We start from the raw sequence: 20524 nt of genomic DNA, 5'->3' as shown, positions 1-20524 counted from the left end.
TCGTCAGCCGGGCGCGCCCGGCGGCACGAACGGCAGGCCCGACGGCGGGCCGTTCTCGATCAGCCGCCACAGCGCGCCGGTGTCGAGGTGCTCCTCCACCAGATCGCCGAGCAGGTCCAGGGTCCGTTCCCGGGCCGCCGCGAACGACGTGTCCGGCGCGACCTTGAAACCGCTGCGTCCGGCCGACTCGGCGACCTCGCCGAGGAACCGGCGGCGGAACGCGTCGGATTCGAACGCGCCGTGCCAGTGGGTCCCGTACACCGCGCCGAGCCGGGCGCCCTCGCCGGCGCCGTCGGCGTACCGCAGCAGCGGCGGCAGCCCCGGGTCGGCGGCGGAGACCCGGCCGTGGTGGATCTCGTACCCGTGCACCGGCACGCCCCCGGCCGCGACGCCCTCGGCCCGGCGAACCGTCTTGCGCGGGTCGAACGTGATCTCGACGGGCAGCAGCCCGAGGCCGGGCACGCTGCCCCGGCGGCTCTCCACCGAATCGTGGATCGCCCGGCCGAGCATCTGGAACCCGCCGCAGATTCCGAGCAACGGACGGCCGGCGGCGGCGTGCGCCCCCACCGCGTCGGCCAACCCGGTCTCCCGCAGCCAGGCCAGGTCGGCGACGGTCGACTTGGAGCCGGGCAGCACCACCAGGTCGGCGGCGGCCAGTTCGGCCGGCTCGACGGTCAGCCGCACCCGCACCCCGGGCTCGGTGGCGAGCGCCTCGACGTCGGTGGCGTTGCTGATCCGGGGCAGCCGGACCACCGCCACGTCGAGCCAGTCCGTGCCGCGCGGCGCCGCCGGCCGGCCGAGCACCCGCCCGTACGCGAGTGAGTCCTCCGCGTCCAGCCACAGGTCCAGCGCCCAGGGCAGCACCCCGAGGGTGGGGCGGCCGGTGACCTGGCGCAGCATGTCCAGCCCCGGCCGGAGCAGCCCGAGGTCACCCCGGAACTTGTTGATCACGAAGCCGGCGACCAGCGCCTGGTCGGCCGCGTCGAGCAGGGCCACGGTGCCGAACATCGAGGCGAACACGCCACCCCGGTCGATGTCGCCGACCACGATCGCGGGCAGGCCGGCCTGCCGGGCCAGCCCCATGTTGACGTAGTCACCGGCCCGCAGGTTGATCTCCGCCGGGCTGCCCGCGCCCTCGCAGATCACCACGTCGTACTCGGTCCGCAGCTCGGCCAGCGCCGCGTACGCGGTGGCGGCGAGCCGGGGCCGCAGCGCGTGGTAGTTGCCGGCGGTGACCGTGTCGACCGCCTCGCCGAGCAGCACCACCTGGCTGGCGTGGTCGCTGCCCGGCTTCAGCAGCACCGGGTTGAAGCGCAGGTCCGGCGCGAGCCCGGCGGCGGCGGCCTGCATGGCCTGGGCCCGGCCGAGTTCCCCGCCCCGGCCGTCCGGGCCGACCACCACGGCCGAGTTGTTGGACATGTTCTGCGCCTTGAACGGGGCGACCCGGACCCCCTGGCGGCGCAGCCAGCGGCAGATGCCGGCGGTGAGCACGCTCTTGCCGGCGTCGGAGGTGGTGCCGGCGACCAGCAACCCGCCGCTCACCGCCCGGTCCCCTGGCCGGTGCCGGGGGTCGGGCGCCGGGCGGTGCCGGCGAGCGCCCGCAGCACGGCGCGTCCGGTGGCGCCGGCGAGCCGGCCCACGGTCACCGGGTAGAGCGCGGCCAGGCCGAGCGCGGCCAGGCCCACCGCGCCGGAGATCCGGGCCGCCCGCTTCAGGTGCCGCGCCTCCGGCCGGGGCCCGTCGCCGAGGAACGGCCGCGTCTCGGAGCGGCCGAAGTAGACGTTGCGCCCGCCCAGCCGTACGCCGAGCACGCCCGCCATCGCCGCCTCGCACTGCCCGGCGTTAGGGCTCGGGTGGTCGTCCCGGTCCCGCCGCCAGACGTGCCACGCCGCGGCGCGGTCCCCGTGCGCCACCGGCGCGACGGCCACCGTGAGCAGCCCGGTCAACCGGGACGGCACCAGGTTGAGCAGGTCGTCCAGCCGCGCGGCCGGGGTGCCGAAGCGGGCGTACCGGGGCGAGCGGTGGCCGACCATGGCGTCGAGCGTGTTCGCCGCCCGGTAGCCGAGCAGGCCCGGCAGCCCGGCGACCGCGCCCCACACCAGCGGCGCGACCACCGCGTCGGAGGTGTTCTCGGCGACCGACTCGACGGTGGCGCGGGCCAGCTCCGACTCGTCCAGGGCGGAGGGGTCCCGCCCGCACAGGTGGCCGAGGCGGGCCCGGGCGCCGGGCAGGTCGGCGCGACGCAGCGCCCGCCCCATCACCCGCGACTCGTGCCGCAGGGTGCGCCCGCCCAGCACCGTCCAGGTGCCGGCGGCCACCAGCGCGGCCCGGGCCGTCGGGTGCCGCCGGGTGGCGAGCGCGGCGGCGGCGCCGAGCAGCACCGGCGCGCCGACCGCCAACGCGGTGAACGCCGCACCGGCCGACCGCTCCGGGCGGTAGATCCGCCGCTCCAGGGCACCGGCCGCGCGGCCGAATCCGGCCACCGGATGCCACCTGCGCGGGTCGCCGAGCAGGGCGTCGAGCGCGTAGCCCGCCACCAGCCCGGTCGCGTTCGCCATGGCGGTCGCCTGCCGCACCCGTCACCACCTCCGGCCGGCCAGCCTAGCCGCACCGGGTCCCCGGCCGCGCTACCACGACGTCCGGCGGCGGCGGTCCAGCCACGCCAGGAAGCGGTCCCACAGGACGGCCGGCTCCGGCACCTCGTCCGGGTTCAGCGTGGAGAGGTCACGGACCGCGTCGTGCAGCAGGACCGCCATGAAGACGGCCAGCCCGACCATGTCGCCGTCGTACTCACGCAGCAGCGCGTCCCGCGCCGCCGGGCACGGCCACGGATCCGCGTCCACCCGGCAGCGCCAGGTCGGGCGCATCTGCCGGTGGTCGTGGTCGACGGCGCTCACCGCAGCCTCAGCGCGACCGCGCGGGCCTCCTCGTCGCTCAGCGGCAGGAACCACAGGAAGCGCCGCACGATGGCGACCGGGTCCGGGCCGCCGGGCTGCCCGCGCAGGTCGCGGATGGCCTGCCGGGTGAGCCGGGAGAACTCGGGGATCAGCGTCGCCCGCCGGGCGGCGTCGGTCGGCGCGGCCCGCAGCGTCGGGCAGGGCCACGGCTCCCCGCATCGCTCGCAGGCCCAGTCCGGGCCGCGGCCACGGTGCGGAGCCAGGGGTACCAGCCGAGCACGCGCCTGCCAGCGGCTCTCAGGACTCGCGTCGGGTTCGGGTATGCGTCTGGTGGCCATGCCGCCACGCAACCCGCCCCCGGTGGGGCAGGTAGTCAATGGCCCTGGCGACAGGTTGCCTACCCCTTGCCGCCGAATGATGCACGGCGTGCGAGTTGTAGCGCTGTCGGAGGTCGCTCACGACCTGGGCGTATCGCGCCAACGCGCCGCAATACTGGTCGACCGCCCGGACTTTCCTCCTCCCATCGACACGTTGAGCGTGGGCCGGATCTGGGACGCGGCCGAGGTGCGGGCCTACGCCCAGCGACGCGGTCAGCGCCTCGCCGACGAAGAGCCGAGCTAGCACCAGCCCTGGCACACGTCCCGCCGACACGGCGGCCGGATGGCGCACAGCGGCGGGAAGATCCACTCCATTCCGCCGAAGTGGCGGGGTCATGGCCGCGCCGATGCCACCATTCGCCGAGCTGGAGTGGATCTGCGTTCCACCGAGCCGGTCAAGCCTCGCCGTGCCGCGGGGTGGCGGTGTCGCCACCCCGCACCCCCGTCGCACGGCCCGGATGCTCAGGCGGGCACCGAGGTACGCCGACGGCCGCGGCGTCCCGAGGCAGCCCCGCTGCCACCCGACCCCGAGCTACCCGACCCCGCAGCACCGGATCCCGACCCCGCACCCGCCGAGCCGTCGACGGCCGGCAGCGCCACCTCGGCCAACTCGTCCTCCTCAGCCCCGACCGGCTCGTCGCCCTCCTCGGCGGCCAACTCGCCGTCCTCCTCCGCACCCGAACCGCCGAGCCCGGCGTCCCGACCGAGAGCAGGTCCACCGAGTGGAAGCCCTCCGCCACCGGGCCGCCTGCCGTCGCCGAACCGCAAAGCGCCGGACTGGTCGTCGAACGGGTCCGGCTCGACCGCCCGCTCGGAGGTCGCGGTGAGGCCGACCCGCGACGGCCCGAACTCCGGCGGCGGGAAGTCGTCGTCGAACGGCCGGTCGTCGAAGGTGGTCGGGGCCTGCTCGTCGGGCACCGGCTCGGTCGCCTCACCGTGCACCCGCTGCTCCGCCTCGGCGTCCTCGACCGAGCTGGTGGCCGCGCGCGGCTGGTTGCGCAGGAAGCGGGACCGCCCCCGGGACAGGTCGTGGCCGACCGCGACCGCCTCCAGCTCGTAGAGCGTGCGGTGGTTGCCGGCCTCGTCGGTCCAGTCGCGGGTGTAGAGGCGGCCGGCGACGATCACCGGGTCGCCCAGGGCCACCGAGGCCGCCACCCCCTCGGCCAGCCGTCGCCAGCAGTTCACCCGCACCCGCAGGCTGTTGCCGTCGACCCAGCGGCCGCTGTCCCGGTCGAGCCGGCGAGCGGTCGAGGCGACCTTGAAATTGGCCACCAGCGTGCCGCTCTGCGTGGTCCGGCGCCACTCCGGCGCGGTCAGCACGTTGCCGACGATCGTGACGTAGGTATCGAACATCGCCCCTCCCAGGGATCGGTTGTCTCCGGTGAGCGTGGGCCGAACCGCGTCGCCCGGACACCCCGCCGGCCCGCGCCTGTGGACGACGGCCGGCTTGTGGACGACCGCCTGATCAAGGTCCCCATCTGCTAGGCCCATGGGCCCTACGGCGCCGAACTGCGAAGACACATGATCGGAACGTGACCGGCGAGAGGCGTTCCGGAATCGCGCCGGTTGGGTAAGTACTTGATCAACCGAGAGAAAGGGAGCGCCGATGCTTCTCCGAGACGTCCGCGAGGCAGGGCGATGAGCGCCGTGGCGAACCCCGCGACCGTGGGCGAGTGCCTGCGGGTCGGTGCCGGGTTCTCCCAGGGCGACCGCAACTGGATCGCCGAGCAGTTCGCGACGCTTGACGCCCGGCTCGCCGGCTTCCACGCCGACGCCACCGAACTGGAGGTGTCGGTCAAGGACCGCGAGGCCCGGGGCCAGAAGGTGACCCTGGAGTGCTGGGTGGCCGGCCGGCAGAAGATCGTCACCACCTCGACCGAGGAGGACCTGCACGCCGCGCTCAACGACGTCCGGGACGACCTGCGCCGGAAGCTCAACGACGCGAAGACCCGGCAGGAGCCGCGCAGCAACAAGCACCTGCGCCCGACGGAGCAGCCCGACCCCGTCCCGCTGGAGGACGTGCTGCGCCAGGACGCCGAGACCGCCTGAGTTCCGGTACGCCCCCGCCCGCACGGTGCCGGCGGGCGGGGGCCCCGCTCGACCGCCGGATGTTGAGAGCCGGATGTTAAGAGGGGGCCCCGCCTCTACCGAATGCGTTAACAAGGGCCCCCGCCTTACACCCCTACCGCCGGGTAGCTCGGCGGCGTACCGTCGCGGGCGTGGAACCGGACGTGCTGGGAGCGCCCTACGAGCGGCGGACGATCGAGCTGGGCACCGACGACGAGGGACCGGTCGTCGCGACCCTGGTCCGGCGCCGCGCCGACCGCCCGACCGGCCGGGCCGTGCTCTACGTGCACGGCTTCGTCGACTACTTCTTCCAGACCCACGTGGCCGACTTCTTCGCCGAGCGCGGCTGGGACTTCTACGCTCTCGACCTGCGCAAGTACGGCCGCAGCCTGCTTCCGCACCAGACCCCGAACTTCTGCCGCGACCTCAGCGACTACTTCCCCGAGCTGGACGCCGCCGCGGAGATCATCCGCGCCGAGGAGGGGCACGAGACGCTGCTCGCCATGGGCCACTCGACCGGCGGTCTGATCATCTCGCTCTGGGCGGACGCCCGCCGCGACACCGGCCTGGTCGACGGCATCGTGCTGAACAGCCCCTTCTTCGACATCAACGCCCCCTGGGTGGTCCGTCGACCCCTCGCGGCCGCCGTCTCCCGCCTGGGCCGCCGGGCGCCGCAGCGCATCCTGCCGTTCGGGCTCGGCACCGTGTACGGCGAGAGCCTGCACGCCGACCACCGCGGCGAGTGGCGCTACGACCTGGCGTGGAAGCCGCTCGCCGGGTTCCCGGTCCGGGCCGGCTGGCTGAACGCGATCCGCACCGGTCAGCGCCGGCTGCGGGCCGGGCTGGACATCCCGGTGCCGGTGCTGCTGGCCTGCTCCACCCGCAGTTTCCGGGGCGCGAAGTGGCACGAGAGCGCCACCGGGGCCGACGCGGTGCTCGACGTGGAACACATGGTGCGCTGGGCGCCCCGGCTCGGCCGGCACGTCACCCTGGCCCGCTTCGACGGCGGGCTGCACGACCTCACGCTGTCCAGCCCCGGCGTACGCGAGAAGGTCTTCGCGGAGGTCGGGCGGTGGGCGGAGGGTTTCCTCCGTGCCGGCCCGACCGAGCCGCAACCCACGCCGCCGTCCCCCCGCCGGCCGGCGGACGAACCGGCCGGCGCCACCGCCGAGGGCTGAGGCCGGTCAGCCCTCGACGATCCCGGCGAGCGCCGACCGGATCCGGTCGAAGGTGGCGACCGGATGCCCGCCGGCGTGCGACGGCAGCAGCACGCCCAGGCAACGCGGGACCGGCTCGCCCTCCGGCCCGGCCTCGACCGTGAACACCGGCGCGCCCACGTACCCGGCGGGCAGCTCGACGGTGACCCGCACCTCGTCCCCGTCCCGCGCGACCCGCTGGACCACCGCCTCCAGCGGCCGTGACCCGTCCTCGCCGACGCCCAGGGCCAGCACGAACGCCGCGCCGGGCGCCGCGCCGATCCGGGCGACCGCGTCGGCCGGCGCGGCCGCCGCCTCGGTGACCTGCTGGGTACGCCAGCGCCAGCCCCGGTCGTCGGCGTGGCCGTGCAGCCCGCCGGTGGGCATCGCGGCCACCCCCAGCTCCGGCAGGCGCAGCCAGTGGTCGGCGAAACCGGGCAGCTCGATCGGTTCCTCCGCCCCCTCGGCCGGGTCGGTGACGCTGGGTCGAAGCCCGATCTCCCCGTACGGCCGGTCGGTGAGCGCCTCGGCGGTGAGCAGCCACTCGTGCGCGATCTCCCCGTCGTCGGTGGCGCCGACCAGCTCGCTGTAGAAGAAGGCGGTGCCGACCGTGCCGGATGGCGCACCGGGGCGCTCCGACCCGGCGACGGGCAGGATCGACCGCCCGAGGTGCTTGCACAACTCGAAGACGATCTCGTTCTCGGTTTCCTGGTCGAGCAGCATCCGCCGAGGGTACGGACCGGGGCACCACCGCCGGCCCGGGACCCGCCGGAAGTCAGCTGCCGGATGAGGCCCGGGCGTGGGACGCTGGCGGCGACGTGGACGTGCCGACCCGTACCCCCGGCCGGGCTGGAGCCGGCGGTACCCTCTTGGCGCGACGATCGTCGGCGCGCGCCCGTAGCTCAGCGGATAGAGCAGGGGACTTCTAATCCCAAGGCCGCAGGTTCGAATCCTGCCGGGCGCACTCCCCTACCCGGAGATGCTGCCACCGCGCCTCCGCCGCCTCGGATCACCGGTGGACGGCAACGGCACCATGCGTTCCTCGTGCACCTTGACCTCGGCGCGGTATCGATGGGCGGCCGGATGCCAGATCTCCTCGAACGGGCCCATCACATTGTCGCCGACCCCTCGGCGACGAACCCGGGCCGCCAGCCAGGCGAGAAGCCCCAGGATGCCGGCCAGGCAGCCGACGACCAGCACGACCGCCAGAAGCTCGCCCACCACCCCAAGCTAGCCCACCACCGGATATCCGGTTGACCGACCACCCGTGACGAGCGGGATCATCGGGCGCATGTCGCTGCCCACCCCCACGCTGCGCACCGCTCGCCTCCGCCTGCGTCCCTTCCAGAACGCCGATGCGGACGACCTCTTCGCCCTGCACAGCAACGCCCACATCCTGCGTTACTGGGACTCGCCGCCGTGGCGCGAACCCGTGCGCGCCGAGCGGTTCGTCGCGGCGTGCCGGCGGATGGCCGAGGAGGGCAGCGGAGCCCGGCTGGCCGTGGACCGGGTCTCCGACGGGGCGTTCATCGGCTGGTGCGGCCTGGTCCGCTGGAATCCCGAATACCGCAGCGCGTCGCTGGGCTACTGCTTCGACGAGGCGGCGTGGGGCCAGGGGTACGCGACGGAGGCCGCGCGCGTCCTGCTGCGGTGGGCGTTCGACACGCTGGACCTCAATCGCGTCCAGGCGGAAACCGACACCCGCAACCTGGCGTCCGCCCGCGTGCTGGAGAAGCTCGGCTTCGTGCGGGAGGGCACGTTGCGGGAGGACTGCGTCGTGGCCGGCGAGGTTTCCGACTCGTGGGTCTTCGGGCTGCTCAGGCGGGACTGGCGGCCGTCGGACGATCACGAGTCCGCCGGCACGCCCGCTTCCAGTTGACCGATCACCGGATCGAGCAGGTCGTTGAGTTCCCGGGTCAGCACCACGACCGCGCGCCGCGCCGTGGCGGCCACGGAATCGTCGGGCCCCTCCGGGGCCGGCGGCAGGTCCCCGAGCGGGACGGGCGCCTCCACCTGGAGCATGGCGCGCAGGTGCGGGCTACGCGTCAGGTCCTGCTCGGTCGGCGTCGTGTACTGGCCGAACAACTGGGGCCAGTCCCGCCAACCCCGGTCGCGCTGCCACTGCCGGGTCCAGGTGAGTTCGGCCGGCCACCGGGAGATCACCGTGACGGCGCAGATCAGGCTGCCGTCCCACGGGCTCGCCGCGCACGTCGCGGAGACGATCCGCCGGTGCCAGCGCACGTAGCCGGGTGACAGCTCGGTCGCCATCCGCCACGCCGTCGCGGCGAAGGCGACCGGCGCGATGTCGCCCCACGTGGCGGCGAACTCATCGGTACGTCCGAGCACCTCGGCCTCGTAGCGGCCGCGTCCGTCGGCGCCGCGCTCACGATCGAAGTTCTCGTCGAGCCAGAACGCGCGCGGTTCCATCATGTCCTCCCCCGTCCGAAGCCTCGTACCGGTCTATCACGACCGGCGCGCAAATCGGATGCACGTCCGTGGATCCGCCGGAATACTGTCCGGATGAATGAGGACGTCGCCCGAAACGAGTGGGAGACCGAAGGGTTCGTCGTCCTGCCCGGCTTTCTCCCGGCAGCGGACCTGGCGCCCGCGCTCGACGAGCTGGGCACCGTGTTTCCGTCGCCCGAAGGGTTCCACGACGAGACGGATCCGCGGCGGGGCCGCTACCTCGGCGACGAGTTCGCCGGCATTCAGGGCTTCCCCTTCGACAGCGTCGAACTCAGCCTGCTGGCGGTGGGTGACCGCCTGGTGCGTCTGGCGCGCGCGTTGCTCGCCACCGACGATCTCCGGGTCTACTCGGCCGAGGCCTGGGCGAAGTTCACCGGAGCGGCCGACTACGACCAGGCACTGCACCGCGACTACCTCAACCACACCCTGCTGGTGCCGACGGACGCGCCCGACCACCGGCAGTTGGAGATGTTCGTCTACCTCGTCGACGTGCCCGAGGGCCTCGGCCCGCCGCACCTGCTGTCCACGCGGCACACCCGGGGCCTTCCGGCGAGGCCGAACTGGTACCCCCGTACCGACGTGGGCGAGAGGTTCGGCGAGTTCGTCGCGCCGGCCGGCAGCCCGCACCTCTACGAGGCGGAGGTGTCCGGCGCCGGTCCGGCCGGCACGGTCGTCGCGTTCCAACCCGGCACGTTCCATCGGGGCACCGGCATGAGCACGCCAAGGGGCGCGCGCTACACCATGCACCTCAGCTACCGGCCGGCCGCCGTGGACTGGGGCAACCGTCACGCCTGGGCCGACCGGAGCCACGAGCCCGGGTGGTACCGCTTCGTGAGTCGGGCCACCCCGGCACAGCTCGCGCTGTTCGGCTTCCCGCCGCCCGGCCATCCCTACTGGACCGCCGAGACCGTCGCCGGCGTGGCCGAGCGTTACCCGCACCTGGACATGACGCCCTGGCAGGTCTGAGTCGCTACCGGGCCGTGCCGGCGAGCAGCCACCGCCGGACCGGGATCTCCAGCAGGACCCGATCACCCTCCGACGTGACGGACCGCCGGATGTCCCAGCCCTCGTACTTGGCGGCGAAGGCCGCCACGACGGCGGGTGGGAAGTCGCCACGGTGCAGTCGGGCGACGCCCTCGGCGACGACCGGGTTGACGCCGTCCTCCAGGGCCAGGGAGACCCGTGGGTCCGCCGCCACGTTGCGGGCCTTGACGCTGCCGGCCTCGCAGCTGGCCCACCAGACGCCGTCGGCGTGGACGAACCAGACCGGCGTCAGGTGCGGGGAGCCGTCGGGGCGCAGGGTGCACAGCCAGACGTTCCGCTCGTGGGCGAGTCGCGCTTCGACGTCGGGTGGCAGAGGTGCCGAGGGCGGTCCAGCCATCCGCAGAGTGCATCACATCTCCGCATCGAGGGTCCCGCAGCCTGAAGCCGGAGTCGAACGGGCCGACTCCCCCGGCAGGCTGGACCACTCCTGCCGCGAGGTGTGCCACCACCTCAGTCCGACCACGACGAGCAGCGTCACCGTCAGCGCCGCGACCGACTGGGCGATCCGGTCGACGCGTTCGGCGGTGCACGCCCGGTACGCCAGATCCAGATAGTGCGTCGAGTCCGGCTGGCCCGGGAAGCGCTGCCACGGCCCGAGATCCATCGCCACGGCGTTTCCGCAGCTGGTGTTCTTCTCGTGGTCGCCGGGCCCGATCCGGATCGGCAGGAGCAGCCGGAACCCGACCACGACCGTGCCGAGCAGCGCGACCAGGAACGGACCCCTCCGCAACAGGCGCTGCGTCCGGTCCTCGATGGACTCCGTCGTCATCGGGCGACCATGGCGGCCAGCACCGCGCCCAGGAGCAGCGCGGGCGTCGCGGCCACGGTGCCGGCCAGCGCCGCCGACCGGACGCGGTCGCGGAGCAGCCTCAGCGCGAGCAGGCTGACCAGCAGAGCGACGAGGAGCGCCGGCAGCACCGCGGCGAGCCCGAACCGCAGCATCGCCGGCCGCGGGGAATCGCCGCCGGCCGGCGTCGCGACCACGAGCAGGCCGTACGCCACGACGACCGCCCCGTGCCAGCCGAGCATCACCAGGAAAGCTTTCCTCGACCGGTCCCGGGCGCCGGGTGACCGCAGCGTCATGCCGCCGAGTATCCGCCGGCGACGCCGCTCCCGCCGCCCCTCGCGTCGAGTCGTCCCCGCCGTCAGTTCGAGAGGCGCGAGCCGCGAACCACGGCGGCCCGCGACGTCGAGCGGGCGGCCGGGCGGACCTGCCCGGGCCGTGGCCGGCGGGAGTGTCACCGGTCGCCGCTAGTCTCCGCCCATGGTGACCGAGACGGCATCGCGCCGGTGGCGCACGCGGAGTGGCTGGCCGGTCGTTGTCCGTCCGCCGAGTTGCGCCGCTTTCCCGAGGACGGGCACATCTCCGTGCTCCGGCACGCCGAGCCGGCCCTGGCGTGGCTCAGTCGCAGATCCGCAAAGCAGACGGCGACGCTCCGCTTTCCCGCAGTCGGGTAAGCGACGCGCCGCGCACCGAGGGTGACCGGTTCCGACAAATTATGTTATTCTCCGGCGTCAATCTATGCCGTGCGGACCCGGCCGGGTCGCTGCCGGAAGGACACCTCCCCGATGCCGGTGGCTGCCGCCACGACTCTGCCACGGTCCCCACTGGACCGCCCCGCGGGCGGCGCGTTCACGCTGATCTTCACCACCCTGCCGGCGCTGCTCCGGCTCACCTGCGGCCTGGTCGGCGCAGTGGTCGCCCTGTCGGTGCGGACGCCGCCGGTGCGGGTGGCGCTGCTGGTCCCGGCCGTCGTCGCGCTCACCGTCTGGTCCGGCTGGTACGCCGTCCGCGCGTTCCGGCACGGCATCGGCGTGGCGCTGGTGGCCGGTGACGTGGCACTCACCACCGCCACCGCGCTGGCCGCCGGATGGCTGGTCGCGCCGGAGGTGCTGCCCGGCGAGGGGAGCTGGGTCGCGGTGCTGGCCAGCACCACGGTGATCAACGCCCAGGCCACCGCTCCGGCCCGCTGGTCGGTGCCGGCCGGCCTGCTGGTCACCGCCGCCTACGCGACCGGCGTCACGCTGGCCGGGAACCCGGTCGAGGCACGGGCGCACACCGGCACCCTGCTGGTGCAGACCGGCTGCACGGCCGTGATGACCGCGGTGATGCGTCGCTGGATCGGCCGGGGCGACGCCGCGTTCGCCGACTACCGACGGTTGTCCCACGAGGCGGTGGTGGCGCGCACCGCGCGCGAGGCGGAACGGCGGCACAACCGGGACCTGCACGACACGGTCCTCGGCACGCTGACCATGGTCGGGCTCGGCGCGGTCCCCCGCGGCTCGACGGCGCTGCGCGAGCGGTGCGCGGCTGACCTGCGTACCCTCAGCGCCCTGGCCGGCGCGCGGACCGCGACCGGTGAGGCGGACCTGGACGAACGGCTGCGCACGGTCCTCGCCGGGCTGCCGGAGTTGCCGGTGACCGCGACGCTGCCGCCGTGCCGGGTGCCGGCGGAGGTCGCCGCGGCGCTCGCCGACAGCGCCGCCGCCGCGCTGGCCAACGTGGCTCGGCACGCGCCGGGCGCGACCACCGCGCTGCGCCTGACCCGCGAGGGCGACGCCGTCGTGGTCGAGGTGGCCGACGACGGTCCCGGCTTCGACCCGGCGACGGTCCCGGCCCACCGGTACGGGCTGCGCGAGTCGATCCACGGCCGGATGGCCACGGTGGACGGTCGGGCGGTGGTGGCCTCCGCCCCCGGCGCCGGCACCCGGGTTCGGCTGGAGTGGCCGGATGGCGACTGAGTCCCCCACGGCGGCCACCCGGCGCCCGGCGCTGCGCCCCCGGCCCAGGGTGGCCGCGCCGGCGGGGGTGGCCGTGGCGCCGGAGGCGCACGCCGTGGCGGACGCGTCGGACCGGGGGGCCCGGCTCGTCGCCGTCGTCATCGCGCTGGCCTGGCATCTGGTGATCGGGCTGCCGGCGGTGCTGGCGGCCGGGTCCGGGATGGCCGCCCCGGTGGTGGTGACGGCCGGCTGGCTGGTGACCGCGCTGGTCGGCGTCGCCACCGGGGTACGCCTGCTGCGCGGCGGGCTGCCCCCGGCCGTCTGGTTGGCCGCGGCGCTGCTGGTGGTCGACGCGGCGGTCTTCGCGGCGGCCGGCGAGCGGTTCCTGTTCACCACCGCGAACTGGGTGTGGGGCGGGCTGGCCTGGTTCTTCCTGCTGGTGCTCTGGCAGCGGCCGGTGCGCTGGCTGCTGATCCTGCTCGCGGCGCACGCGGCGATCGCGCTGGTGGCGGTGGTGCTGCACGGCGCGACCGCGCCGGCCGACCTGAGCCGCTACGCCATGTACGTCTACGGCACCTCCACGCTGCCGGTGGCGGTCTTCGCCGGCGCGGCGGCGCTGACCGCGCTGGCCCGGGACCGGGCCGGCACCGCCGCGGCGGTGCTGGCGGTGGCCGCCGAGCGGGAGGCGGCCGAACGCGCCCAGGGCGAGCGGCAGGCGCGCCTCGCCCTGGTCAGCGGCACCGCCGAGGAGGTGCTGACGGCGCTGGCGGCCGGCGACGCCGACCCGGCCGACCCGGCGGTACGCCGCCGCGCGGTGCTGGCCGCCGCCCGGCTGCGCCGGCTGATCGCCGAGTCCGACGACGTGCCCGACCCGCTGCTGCACGAGCTGCGCGCCGCCGCCGACCTGGCCGAACGGAACGGCCTGCCGATCGAGCTGGTCGCGGTCGGCACGCCGTCGGAGCTGCCGGTCGACGTGCGCCGGGGGTTGGCCGACCCGCTCACGGCCGCGCTCGCCGGCGCCCGCGGCTGGGCCCGGCTGACCGTGGTCGCCGGCTCGGACGAGGTGGTGGTCAGCCTGGTGACACCGGACCACGACGGCCCGGACGACTCCGTGGCGCCGGCCGGCGGCGACGGCCCGGTGGAGCGCCTGCACGAGCGGGACGGGGAGATCAGATGGACGCAGACCCGCTGGCGGCGGACGTGAACGCCGGGCACCCGATCGGGGTGGCGATCGTCGACGACCACCCCGTGGTGATCGACGGGGTGCGCGCCTGGCTGGCGACCGAGCCGCGGCTGCGGGTGCTGGCGACCGGCGACGACCCGGACGTGGTGCTGCGGGCCGCGCCGGAGGCCGAGGTGGTGCTGCTCGACCTGCGACTGCACGGGCGGATGGTGCTCGACAAGCTGGCCGAGCTGAGCGCGGCCGGGCGGCGGGTGGTGGTCTACTCCGAGCACACCGACCCGCAGATCATGCTGGCCGCGTTGGACGCGGGCGCGGTGGCGTTCCTGGCCAAGCACGAGGGGCGGGAGCACTGCGTGGGCACCGTGCTCGCGGCGGCGAAAGACCGCCCGTACGTGCCGCCGGCGCTGGCCGGGGCGATGGTCGGGGACGCCCGCCCGGACCGCCCGGCCCTGTCGGACAAGGAGCGTGAGGCGCTGCTGCTCTGGTTCCAGTCGATGTCGAAGGCGTCGGTGGCGCGCCGGATGCAGATCAGCGAGCACACCGTCAAGCAGTACGTGGACCGGGCGCGGATCAAGTACACCCGAGCGGGTCGTCCGGCGGCCACCAAGGCGGCTCTCCTCGCCCGGGCGATCGAGGACGGCCTCGTCCGACCGGAAGATATCGGCATCTACCGGTCGCAGGCGTCGGCCGACCGGCCGACCCCCTAACGGGTGTCATGACAATCACCCCAGGAATCGGTCAGGCTCACCGGTACCGCCAACCGTCACCGGGAGGTCGTACCGTGCCGGAGGACGCCGCACCTTTCTTCATCGGGCCACACCGCTTCGATGCCGACGACGACCCCACCCGTCCCCTGCTCGACCGGCGCTACGCGCTGGTGCCCGAGCCGGGCGAACGGCTGCTCGGCCAGCACCGGCTGCCGGTCGCCGGCCACCTGCTCGGCCCCACCGAGGACGTACGCTGCTGGGCGCTGCCCGACCCGGCGTCGGTCACCGTGACCGACCGGCGGCTGGCCTACGTCTGCACCGGGCCCGAGTTGTCCCTGGTCTCCGGGCGGGACGGCCCGACCGGCGCCCGGCACCGGCGCCTGGTCCGGCTGTCCCGCCTGGTCAGCGGTCAGATCCGCTGGCAGTGGCCGTCCCGGCTGGAGCTGGCCGAGGTCGGCGACGACACGGCGGAGCTGCGGGTGGTCTGCGACGCGCTGCGCACGATCCGGCAGCCGGCGCTCGCCCTCACCGGCCCGGTCGCCCTGGTCACCGCGCTGGCCCGGCAGGTACGCCGCTCGGTGGCCGGGTTCCGGCTGGCCCACCCCGACATGGTGGACCTGTCCCCGCCGGAGCGGGACGCCCTCGCCACCCGGGTCGCCGCCTCCCCCGGCCCGACGCTCGGCACGGTGACGCTGCCCGGCTCGCTCCCGGTGGAGTTCCTGTCCCGGGACGACTACTACCGCCAGCCGGTGGCGGAGGCGTCGGACTGGCCGCGACTCGACTTCCCGGCCCGGGACCTGCCCGGCTCCGCCTGCTGACCCGCCTGTCGGGCAGCGGTCAGGAGGTGGTGCGGGAGCGGCGGTCGGACCGGTCCAGTTCGACGGCCTGCTCCGGGGTCGGCGCGCCGCCGCCCAGGTGGGCCGGCTGCCACCAGGCGTCGTCCGGGCCGGCCGGCTGCTCCGGGTATTCCCGCTGGGCGCGGTCGACGAGCGCCGACAGCCGGGTGCGCAGCTCGGCGGTCAGAGCGGTGGCGTCCGCATGGGCGGCCGGGTCGATCGTCTCGCCCACCAGGATGGTGATCGGGGTGTGCCGGCGGGTCAGGGTGCGCGGACGCCCCTTGGTCCACAGCCGCTGGGTGCCCCAGAGCGCCACCGGCAGCAGTGGCACGGCGGCCTCCTGCGCCATCCGGGCCGCGCCGTTCTTGAGGTCCTTGACCGTGAAGGAGCGGCTGATCGTCGCCTCCGGGAAGACGCCGACCACCTCGCCCCGGCGCAGCGCGCCGACCGCGGCGGCGTACGAACCGGCGCCGGCGGCGCGGTTGACCGGGATGTGCTTCATGCCGCGCATCAGCGGGCCGGAGACCCGGTGCCGGAAGACGCTCTCCTTGGCCATGAACCGGACCAGCCGGCGGGACTCGTGCGCCCCGTAGCCGCAGAAGATGAAGTCGAGGTAGCTGACGTGGTTGGACGCGAGCACCGCCCCGCCGGTGGCGGGCACGTGCTCGCTGCCCCGCACGTCCAGGCGCAGGTCGAGGGCGCGGAACATCGTCTTGGCGGCGGTGATCACGGGCGGGTACACGAGCTCCGGCATCCGGCAACTTTACCCCGGGTAGGTCACGCGTCCGTAGGGCCGCTCTGCCCTGGGCAGACCGGGGTCGCGTACCGGCCCGGCCGCGGCCACGATGGGTCGATGACCGAACGGGTCAGCCGTGGTTGTGCAGGTCCAGCCGGCCACGGGCGAACGCGTCCACCCGGCCCCACCGGCCCGGGATGTCCAGCACCTCGATCCGCCCCATCCCCACCGGCAGCCGCGGGTCCACCGCCAGGTGCCCCTCGTGCGGCTCCAGCCCCAGCATGGTCCGGATCAGCAGCAGCGGGGCCCCGGTCGACCAGGCCTGCGGGGTGCAGGCGGTCGGATACTCCACCGGGAACTTGGTGAGCTCCCGCTGGTAGCCGCCGAACGCCTCCGGCAGCCGGCCGTCGAAGTAGGTCGCCGCGTCCAGGATGCCGTTGGCCACGGTGGCCGCCTCCTCGGCGAAGCCGTAGCGGCGCAGCCCCCAGGCGATGAACGAGTTGTCGAACGGCCAGATCGCGCCGTTGTGGTAGCCGATCGGGTTGTAGCGGACCTCGCCCTCGGCCAGCGTCCGCACCCCCCAGCCGGACCAGAGCCGCGGCCCCACCAGGTGCTCGGCGATCCGCGGCGCCCGTTCCTCGTCGACGATGCCGCTCCACAGCAGGTGGCCGATGTTGGAGCTGAGCACGTCGCACTGCCGCCCCTGCGGGTCCAGCGCCAGCGCGTAGAAGCCGCCGTCCTTCACCCACCAGTCGCGGTTGAACCGCGCCTTCAGCTCCGCCGCCTCGCGTTCCAGCTGGTCGGCGTACGCGGGATCGCCCCAGAACTCCCGGGCCAACCGGGCGGCGCGCATCTTCGCGTCGTACGCGTACCCCTGCACCTCGCAGCTGGCCCGCGGGAACGGCGGCAGCGAGCCGTCGGCGTACGAGACGGAGTCCCAGGAGTCCTTCCAGCACTGGTTCTCCAGGCCGGTGTCGGTGTTGCGCCGCTCGTACCAGATGTAGCCGTTGCCGATCAGGTCGGCGTAGTCGTCGATCCACTTCAGCGCGGCGCGGCACTCCCGTTCCAGCTCCTTGACCAGCGCCACGTCGCCGCTCCACCGCTCGTACTCGTCGAGCAGCACCACGAACAGCGGGGTCGCGTCCACCGAGCCGTAGTAGGGCGAGTGCGGTTGTTCCTCGAACGCGGCGGTCTCGCCGTACCGCATCTCGTGCAGGATCCGGCCCGGGTCCTCGTCCCGGAAGTCGTCGAACCGGGTGCCCTGGAGGGCGGCGAGGATGCGCAGCGTGGTCCTCGACATCCCGGGCGCGAACGGCAGCACCTGCAGGCAGGTGAGGATGCTGTCCCGGCCGAACATGGTCATGAACCAGGGCAGGCCGGCCGCGGGCAACGTCTGCCCACCGAGCGACAGCGGCGAGAAGCGCAGCGCGGCGAGGTCGACCAGGCTCCGCCGGTAGGTCGCGGCGAGACGTTCGTGCTCGCTGTTCACCTTGGGCGCCCGGTCGATCCACTCCTCCAGGTCGTGCTGGAGCGCGAGCCGTTCGGTGCCGTGCGCCCGCAACCCGATCCGCAGGTCCCGGCCGCCGGGCCCGATGGCGAAGGTCTGCACGTCGATGACGACGTCCCACTGCTCGTTGGGCTCCAGGTGGATGCTCCAGCCGAAGCCACGGTTGTCGTAGCGGGCCGGCTGGTTCGCGGAGACGACCGTCTCCCGCTTGAAGTTCCCCCGCCGGTAGCCCAGCCGCAGCCGGTCCGGTTCCGCCTCGGCGTACAGCTCGCCCTTCTTGTTGAGAATCTCGTCCTTGACCTGGAAGAGGTCGGCGAAGTCGGCCCCGGCGTCCATCCGGACGTCCAGGTCGACCGCCTTCTCGTCGTGGTTCAGAATGGTCAGCGTCTCCCGGAAGCTGCCCCCGACCGCCCGCTCCCGGATGATCGACAGTTTCGCGTCGACGTAGTGCGTGGCCATGCCCGGCACCAGGAAGAAGCGGGCCTCGAAGTACTGCAGGTCGTCGTAGGAGAGCGCGTTGAGCCGCTCGCCGTTCACCGTGAGCACCCACTTCGACAGGTACCGGGTGTCGAGCGAGAAGAGACCGGTCGGCTCACTCGGCGTGGCCTCGATGTCACCGGTTTCCTCGGAGACCACGAACGTGTTGCCGTCCAGGATCCGGACGGTGTTGTTGGCGGCCATCAGGCGACCCTCCTGGCAAAGGCGTGGTGCGGTCCGCGGGAGCCCGGCGGACCGGGGAAGAGCCGTTCGATCTCGAGGACGAGCCGCAGGTCACCGACGACGGTCATGTCGCCGCGCAGCAGCGCCGCGATGGCGTTCTCCTCGCCGTCGACGAGCGCGCCGAAGAGCCGGGGGCCGGTGCCGACCACGGTGTCCGCCTCGCCGTCCTCCTGCCGGACCCGCAGGTTGCCCCGGTCGATCTCCAGCAGCCAGTGCGTGGTCTGCGCGCCCTCGTGCAGGTCGAACCGGAGGGTTCCGGACGTCTTGACCAGCAGCGGCTCGAACCCGCGCCGATCCAGGTCCTCGAAGAATCTCGTGGTCATGTCCACCATCGAAGGCCACTCCTCCCGCGATACCGCCGGCCTCCCCGTCGACAACGGGTCCCCGCCGGGTCCCGGGTCAACCTCGCCCGGATCGGGTGAGGCCGCGGCGGGCCGGCATACGCGAGACGCCGGCCCCCGAACCGGGGGCCGGCGTCACCGCGGCGGACGGTCAGTTGTTGGGGTCGTCGGCGCTGATGTCCGCGAGCACCGACTGGGGTTCCCGCTCCACCGCCAGGTCACCCATCGAGATCAGGCCGATCAGGTGCCCGTCCTCGATCACCGGAAGCCGACGGACGGCGTACGTGCGCATCAGGTCGGCGGCGGCCACGACGTCGTCGTTCTGGCTCACCGTCACCACGTCCTTGCTGGTGATCTCGTTGAGCCGGGTGGTGGCGGGGTTCCGGTCCTCGGCCACGCCACGGACCGTGATGTCCCGGTCCGTGACGATGCCGACCACGTCGTCACCGTCGGTGACCACCACGTCGCCGATGGCGCTGTCGCGCATCTCCTGGGCCGCGGCGGTGAGCGTGTCGTTGCCGTCCATCGTCACCAACCGGGTCGTCATGAACTCTCCGACCGTTGTCATGGTGCTCCCCTCTCGGTGTCGGCACCGCGGTCTACCCGCCGTCCGAGGCGGGGTAACGCCGGGCCCGGCCGCCGGGCGGGTCAGCGCTCGGCGGCGACCAGCTCGGCGAGCTGTACGGCGTTGAGCGCCGCGCCCTTGCGCAGGTTGTCGTTTGCGCAGAACAGCGCCAGCCCGTGCTCGACCGTCTCGTCGACCCGGATCCGCCCCACGTACGTCGGGTCCTGGCCGGCCGCCTCCAGCGGGGTGGGCACGTCGCTGAGCGCCACCCCCGGCGCGCCGTCGAGCAGCTCGCGGGCCCGGGCCGGGTCGATCGGCCGGGCGAACCGGGCGTTGATCTGCAACGAGTGGCCGGTGAAGACCGGCACCCGCACGCAGGTGCCGGAGACCTTCAGCCCGGGAATCTGGAGGATCTTGCGGGTCTCGTTGCGCAGCTTCTGTTCCTCGTCGGTCTCGTCGGAGCCGTCGTCGACGATGGAACCGGCCAGCGGGAGCACGTTGAAGGCGATCGGGCGGGCGAACGAGCGGGGGGCCGGGAACTGGACCGCCGAGCCGTCGAAGGCGAGCGCGCTCGCGTCCTCGGCCACCTTGCGGACCTGCTCGTCCAGCTCGGCCACGCCGGCCAGGCCGGCGCCGGACACCGCCTGGTAGGTGGCGACCACCAGGCTGACCAGCTCGGCCTCGGCGTGCAGCGGACGCAGCACCGGCATGGCGGCCATCGTGGTGCAGTTCGGGTTGGCCACGATGCCCTTGGGCCGGTCGGCGATCGCGTGCGGGTTGACCTCGGCGACCACCAGCGGCACCTCGGGGTCCATCCGGTACGCCGACGAGTTGTCGATCACCACGGCGCCGGCCTCGGCGACCCGGGGCGCCAACTCCTTCGCGGTGCCCCTGCCGGCCGAGAAGAGCACGATGTCCAGACCGCGGTAGTCCGCGGTGGCCGCGTCCTCGACGGTCACCTCGCCGTCGCGCCAGGACAGGGCGCGCCCGGCCGAGCGGGCCGAGGCGAACAACCGCACCTGATCCGCCGGGAAGTCGCGCTCCGCCAGCACCTGCCGCATCACGCCACCGACCTGGCCGGTGGCACCCACAATGCCGATCCTCATGTCCGCGAGGCTACCCAGCCGAGCCGCGCGGGCGGGAAGTCTTTCCCAGCGCGCG

24 protein-coding genes and 1 tRNA gene are annotated in these 20524 nt (G+C 74.1%); 9 read left to right on the top strand and 16 right to left on the bottom strand.

Going from position 1 to position 20524, the window contains the following annotated elements:
- Nucleotides 1-3 precede the first annotated feature (3 nt).
- From ACGFI2_RS22270 to ssb, 5 genes are all read right to left on the bottom strand, one after another.
- A complete protein-coding gene (locus ACGFI2_RS22270; protein WP_393520219.1) occupies nucleotides 4-1542 on the bottom strand; it encodes a cobyric acid synthase in 1539 nt (512 codons plus the stop codon).
- The gene (locus ACGFI2_RS22265; RefSeq protein ID WP_393520216.1) at nucleotides 1539-2576 is read right to left on the bottom strand and encodes a cobalamin biosynthesis protein; all 1038 of its coding nucleotides are present in this window, start codon (nucleotides 2574-2576) and stop codon (nucleotides 1539-1541) included. Before ACGFI2_RS22265 ends, ACGFI2_RS22270 begins: the two co-directional genes overlap by 4 nt.
- A 51-nt stretch (nucleotides 2577-2627) precedes the next feature.
- Nucleotides 2628-2897 carry a hypothetical protein gene (locus ACGFI2_RS22260; RefSeq protein WP_393520213.1) on the bottom strand — a complete coding sequence of 90 codons (270 nt, stop codon included), beginning with the start codon at nucleotides 2895-2897 and terminating at the stop codon, nucleotides 2628-2630.
- Nucleotides 2894-3235 carry a hypothetical protein gene (locus ACGFI2_RS22255; RefSeq protein ID WP_393520210.1) on the bottom strand — a complete coding sequence of 114 codons (342 nt, stop codon included), beginning with the start codon at nucleotides 3233-3235 and terminating at the stop codon, nucleotides 2894-2896. The genes ACGFI2_RS22260 and ACGFI2_RS22255 overlap by 4 nt, the downstream gene beginning before the upstream one ends.
- Before the next feature lie 501 nt (nucleotides 3236-3736).
- Nucleotides 3737-4627 carry a single-stranded DNA-binding protein gene (ssb, locus tag ACGFI2_RS22250; protein WP_393520207.1) on the bottom strand — a complete coding sequence of 297 codons (891 nt, stop codon included), beginning with the start codon at nucleotides 4625-4627 and terminating at the stop codon, nucleotides 3737-3739.
- Nucleotides 4628-4912: 285 nt separating this feature from the next.
- On the opposite strand from ssb, the gene ACGFI2_RS22245 reads away from it, so the two are divergent.
- Together ACGFI2_RS22245 and ACGFI2_RS22240 are read left to right on the top strand one after the other, a co-directional pair.
- A complete protein-coding gene (locus ACGFI2_RS22245; protein ID WP_393520204.1) occupies nucleotides 4913-5323 on the top strand; it encodes an HPF/RaiA family ribosome-associated protein in 411 nt (136 codons plus the stop codon).
- 170 nt (nucleotides 5324-5493) lie between these two features.
- A complete protein-coding gene (locus tag ACGFI2_RS22240) occupies nucleotides 5494-6519 on the top strand; it encodes an alpha/beta hydrolase (RefSeq protein WP_393520201.1) in 1026 nt (341 codons plus the stop codon).
- A gap of 6 nt (nucleotides 6520-6525) precedes the next feature.
- On the opposite strand, the gene ACGFI2_RS22235 is transcribed toward ACGFI2_RS22240, so the two are convergent.
- Nucleotides 6526-7260: a hypothetical protein gene (locus ACGFI2_RS22235; RefSeq protein WP_393520198.1), complete on the bottom strand. Its 735-nt coding sequence runs from the start codon at nucleotides 7258-7260 to the stop codon at nucleotides 6526-6528.
- Between the two features lie 168 nt (nucleotides 7261-7428).
- Between ACGFI2_RS22235 and ACGFI2_RS22230 the strand changes: the two genes are divergently transcribed.
- A tRNA-Arg gene (locus tag ACGFI2_RS22230) sits at nucleotides 7429-7501 on the top strand.
- Between the two features lie 5 nt (nucleotides 7502-7506).
- Here the strand turns inward: ACGFI2_RS22230 and ACGFI2_RS22225 are convergent.
- Complete coding sequence (locus ACGFI2_RS22225) at nucleotides 7507-7758, bottom strand: hypothetical protein (protein ID WP_393520195.1); 252 nt, start codon at nucleotides 7756-7758, stop codon at nucleotides 7507-7509.
- A 70-nt stretch (nucleotides 7759-7828) separates the two neighbouring features.
- Here ACGFI2_RS22225 and ACGFI2_RS22220 point away from each other — a divergent pair, with 70 nt between their 5' ends.
- Nucleotides 7829-8416 (top strand): GNAT family N-acetyltransferase, encoded by a 588-nt coding sequence (locus tag ACGFI2_RS22220; RefSeq protein WP_393520192.1) that lies wholly within the window; start codon nucleotides 7829-7831, stop codon nucleotides 8414-8416.
- Here ACGFI2_RS22220 and ACGFI2_RS22215 read toward each other — a convergent pair.
- Nucleotides 8383-8967 carry a hypothetical protein gene (locus ACGFI2_RS22215; RefSeq protein ID WP_393520189.1) on the bottom strand — a complete coding sequence of 195 codons (585 nt, stop codon included), beginning with the start codon at nucleotides 8965-8967 and terminating at the stop codon, nucleotides 8383-8385. The genes ACGFI2_RS22220 and ACGFI2_RS22215 overlap by 34 nt on opposite strands.
- Before the next feature lie 90 nt (nucleotides 8968-9057).
- Between ACGFI2_RS22215 and ACGFI2_RS22210 the strand changes: the two genes are divergently transcribed.
- Complete coding sequence (locus ACGFI2_RS22210; protein ID WP_393520186.1) at nucleotides 9058-9969, top strand: phytanoyl-CoA dioxygenase family protein; 912 nt, start codon at nucleotides 9058-9060, stop codon at nucleotides 9967-9969.
- A 4-nt stretch (nucleotides 9970-9973) separates the two neighbouring features.
- Here the strand turns inward: ACGFI2_RS22210 and ACGFI2_RS22205 are convergent, their stop codons facing one another.
- The 3 genes from ACGFI2_RS22205 to ACGFI2_RS22195 are packed head-to-tail and all read right to left on the bottom strand — an operon-like array spanning nucleotide 9974 to nucleotide 11130.
- Nucleotides 9974-10384: a TIGR03618 family F420-dependent PPOX class oxidoreductase gene (locus ACGFI2_RS22205; RefSeq protein WP_393520183.1), complete on the bottom strand. Its 411-nt coding sequence runs from the start codon at nucleotides 10382-10384 to the stop codon at nucleotides 9974-9976.
- 12 nt (nucleotides 10385-10396) lie between these two features.
- A complete protein-coding gene (locus ACGFI2_RS22200; RefSeq protein ID WP_393520180.1) occupies nucleotides 10397-10816 on the bottom strand; it encodes a hypothetical protein in 420 nt (139 codons plus the stop codon).
- Nucleotides 10813-11130 carry a hypothetical protein gene (locus ACGFI2_RS22195; RefSeq protein ID WP_393520178.1) on the bottom strand — a complete coding sequence of 106 codons (318 nt, stop codon included), beginning with the start codon at nucleotides 11128-11130 and terminating at the stop codon, nucleotides 10813-10815. Before ACGFI2_RS22195 ends, ACGFI2_RS22200 begins: the two co-directional genes overlap by 4 nt.
- Nucleotides 11131-11616: 486 nt before the next feature.
- Between ACGFI2_RS22195 and ACGFI2_RS22190 the strand changes: the two genes are divergently transcribed.
- From ACGFI2_RS22190 to ACGFI2_RS22175, 4 genes are all read left to right on the top strand, one after another.
- Nucleotides 11617-12789 carry a sensor histidine kinase gene (locus ACGFI2_RS22190; RefSeq protein ID WP_393520176.1) on the top strand — a complete coding sequence of 391 codons (1173 nt, stop codon included), beginning with the start codon at nucleotides 11617-11619 and terminating at the stop codon, nucleotides 12787-12789.
- On the top strand, nucleotides 12779-13972 hold the full coding sequence (locus tag ACGFI2_RS22185) for a hypothetical protein (protein ID WP_393520173.1): 1194 nt from the start codon (nucleotides 12779-12781) through the stop codon (nucleotides 13970-13972). The genes ACGFI2_RS22190 and ACGFI2_RS22185 overlap by 11 nt, the downstream gene beginning before the upstream one ends.
- Nucleotides 13942-14658 (top strand): response regulator, encoded by a 717-nt coding sequence (locus ACGFI2_RS22180; protein WP_393520170.1) that lies wholly within the window; start codon nucleotides 13942-13944, stop codon nucleotides 14656-14658. The genes ACGFI2_RS22185 and ACGFI2_RS22180 overlap by 31 nt, the downstream gene beginning before the upstream one ends.
- 74 nt (nucleotides 14659-14732) lie before the next feature.
- Nucleotides 14733-15476: a hypothetical protein gene (locus ACGFI2_RS22175; protein WP_393520168.1), complete on the top strand. Its 744-nt coding sequence runs from the start codon at nucleotides 14733-14735 to the stop codon at nucleotides 15474-15476.
- Between the two features lie 19 nt (nucleotides 15477-15495).
- On the opposite strand, the gene ACGFI2_RS22170 is transcribed toward ACGFI2_RS22175, so the two are convergent.
- The 5 genes from ACGFI2_RS22170 to ACGFI2_RS22150 all read right to left on the bottom strand — a co-directional run bounded on the left by ACGFI2_RS22170 (nucleotide 15496) and on the right by ACGFI2_RS22150 (nucleotide 20469).
- Nucleotides 15496-16248, bottom strand: a complete 753-nt coding sequence (locus ACGFI2_RS22170) for a lysophospholipid acyltransferase family protein (RefSeq protein WP_393520165.1) — start codon at nucleotides 16246-16248, stop codon at nucleotides 15496-15498.
- Nucleotides 16249-16360: 112 nt separating this feature from the next.
- Nucleotides 16361-18418, bottom strand: coding sequence for a glycogen debranching N-terminal domain-containing protein (locus ACGFI2_RS22165; protein WP_393520163.1), 2058 nt, complete (start codon nucleotides 18416-18418; stop codon nucleotides 16361-16363).
- Nucleotides 18418-18789, bottom strand: coding sequence for an SCP2 sterol-binding domain-containing protein (locus tag ACGFI2_RS22160; protein ID WP_393520160.1), 372 nt, complete (start codon nucleotides 18787-18789; stop codon nucleotides 18418-18420). The genes ACGFI2_RS22165 and ACGFI2_RS22160 overlap by 1 nt, the downstream gene beginning before the upstream one ends.
- Nucleotides 18790-18949: 160 nt before the next feature.
- Nucleotides 18950-19366: a CBS domain-containing protein gene (locus tag ACGFI2_RS22155; protein WP_393520157.1), complete on the bottom strand. Its 417-nt coding sequence runs from the start codon at nucleotides 19364-19366 to the stop codon at nucleotides 18950-18952.
- Between the two features lie 80 nt (nucleotides 19367-19446).
- Nucleotides 19447-20469, bottom strand: a complete 1023-nt coding sequence (locus tag ACGFI2_RS22150) for an aspartate-semialdehyde dehydrogenase (RefSeq protein ID WP_393520154.1) — start codon at nucleotides 20467-20469, stop codon at nucleotides 19447-19449.
- Between the last annotated feature and the right edge of the window lie 55 nt (nucleotides 20470-20524).

Source organism: Micromonospora sp. NPDC049282, assembly GCF_043197045.1.
Lineage (GTDB): Bacteria > Actinomycetota > Actinomycetes > Mycobacteriales > Micromonosporaceae > Micromonospora.
Note: the sequence above shows the minus strand (reverse complement) of the source record. Positions and strands in the feature narration are given on the sequence as shown.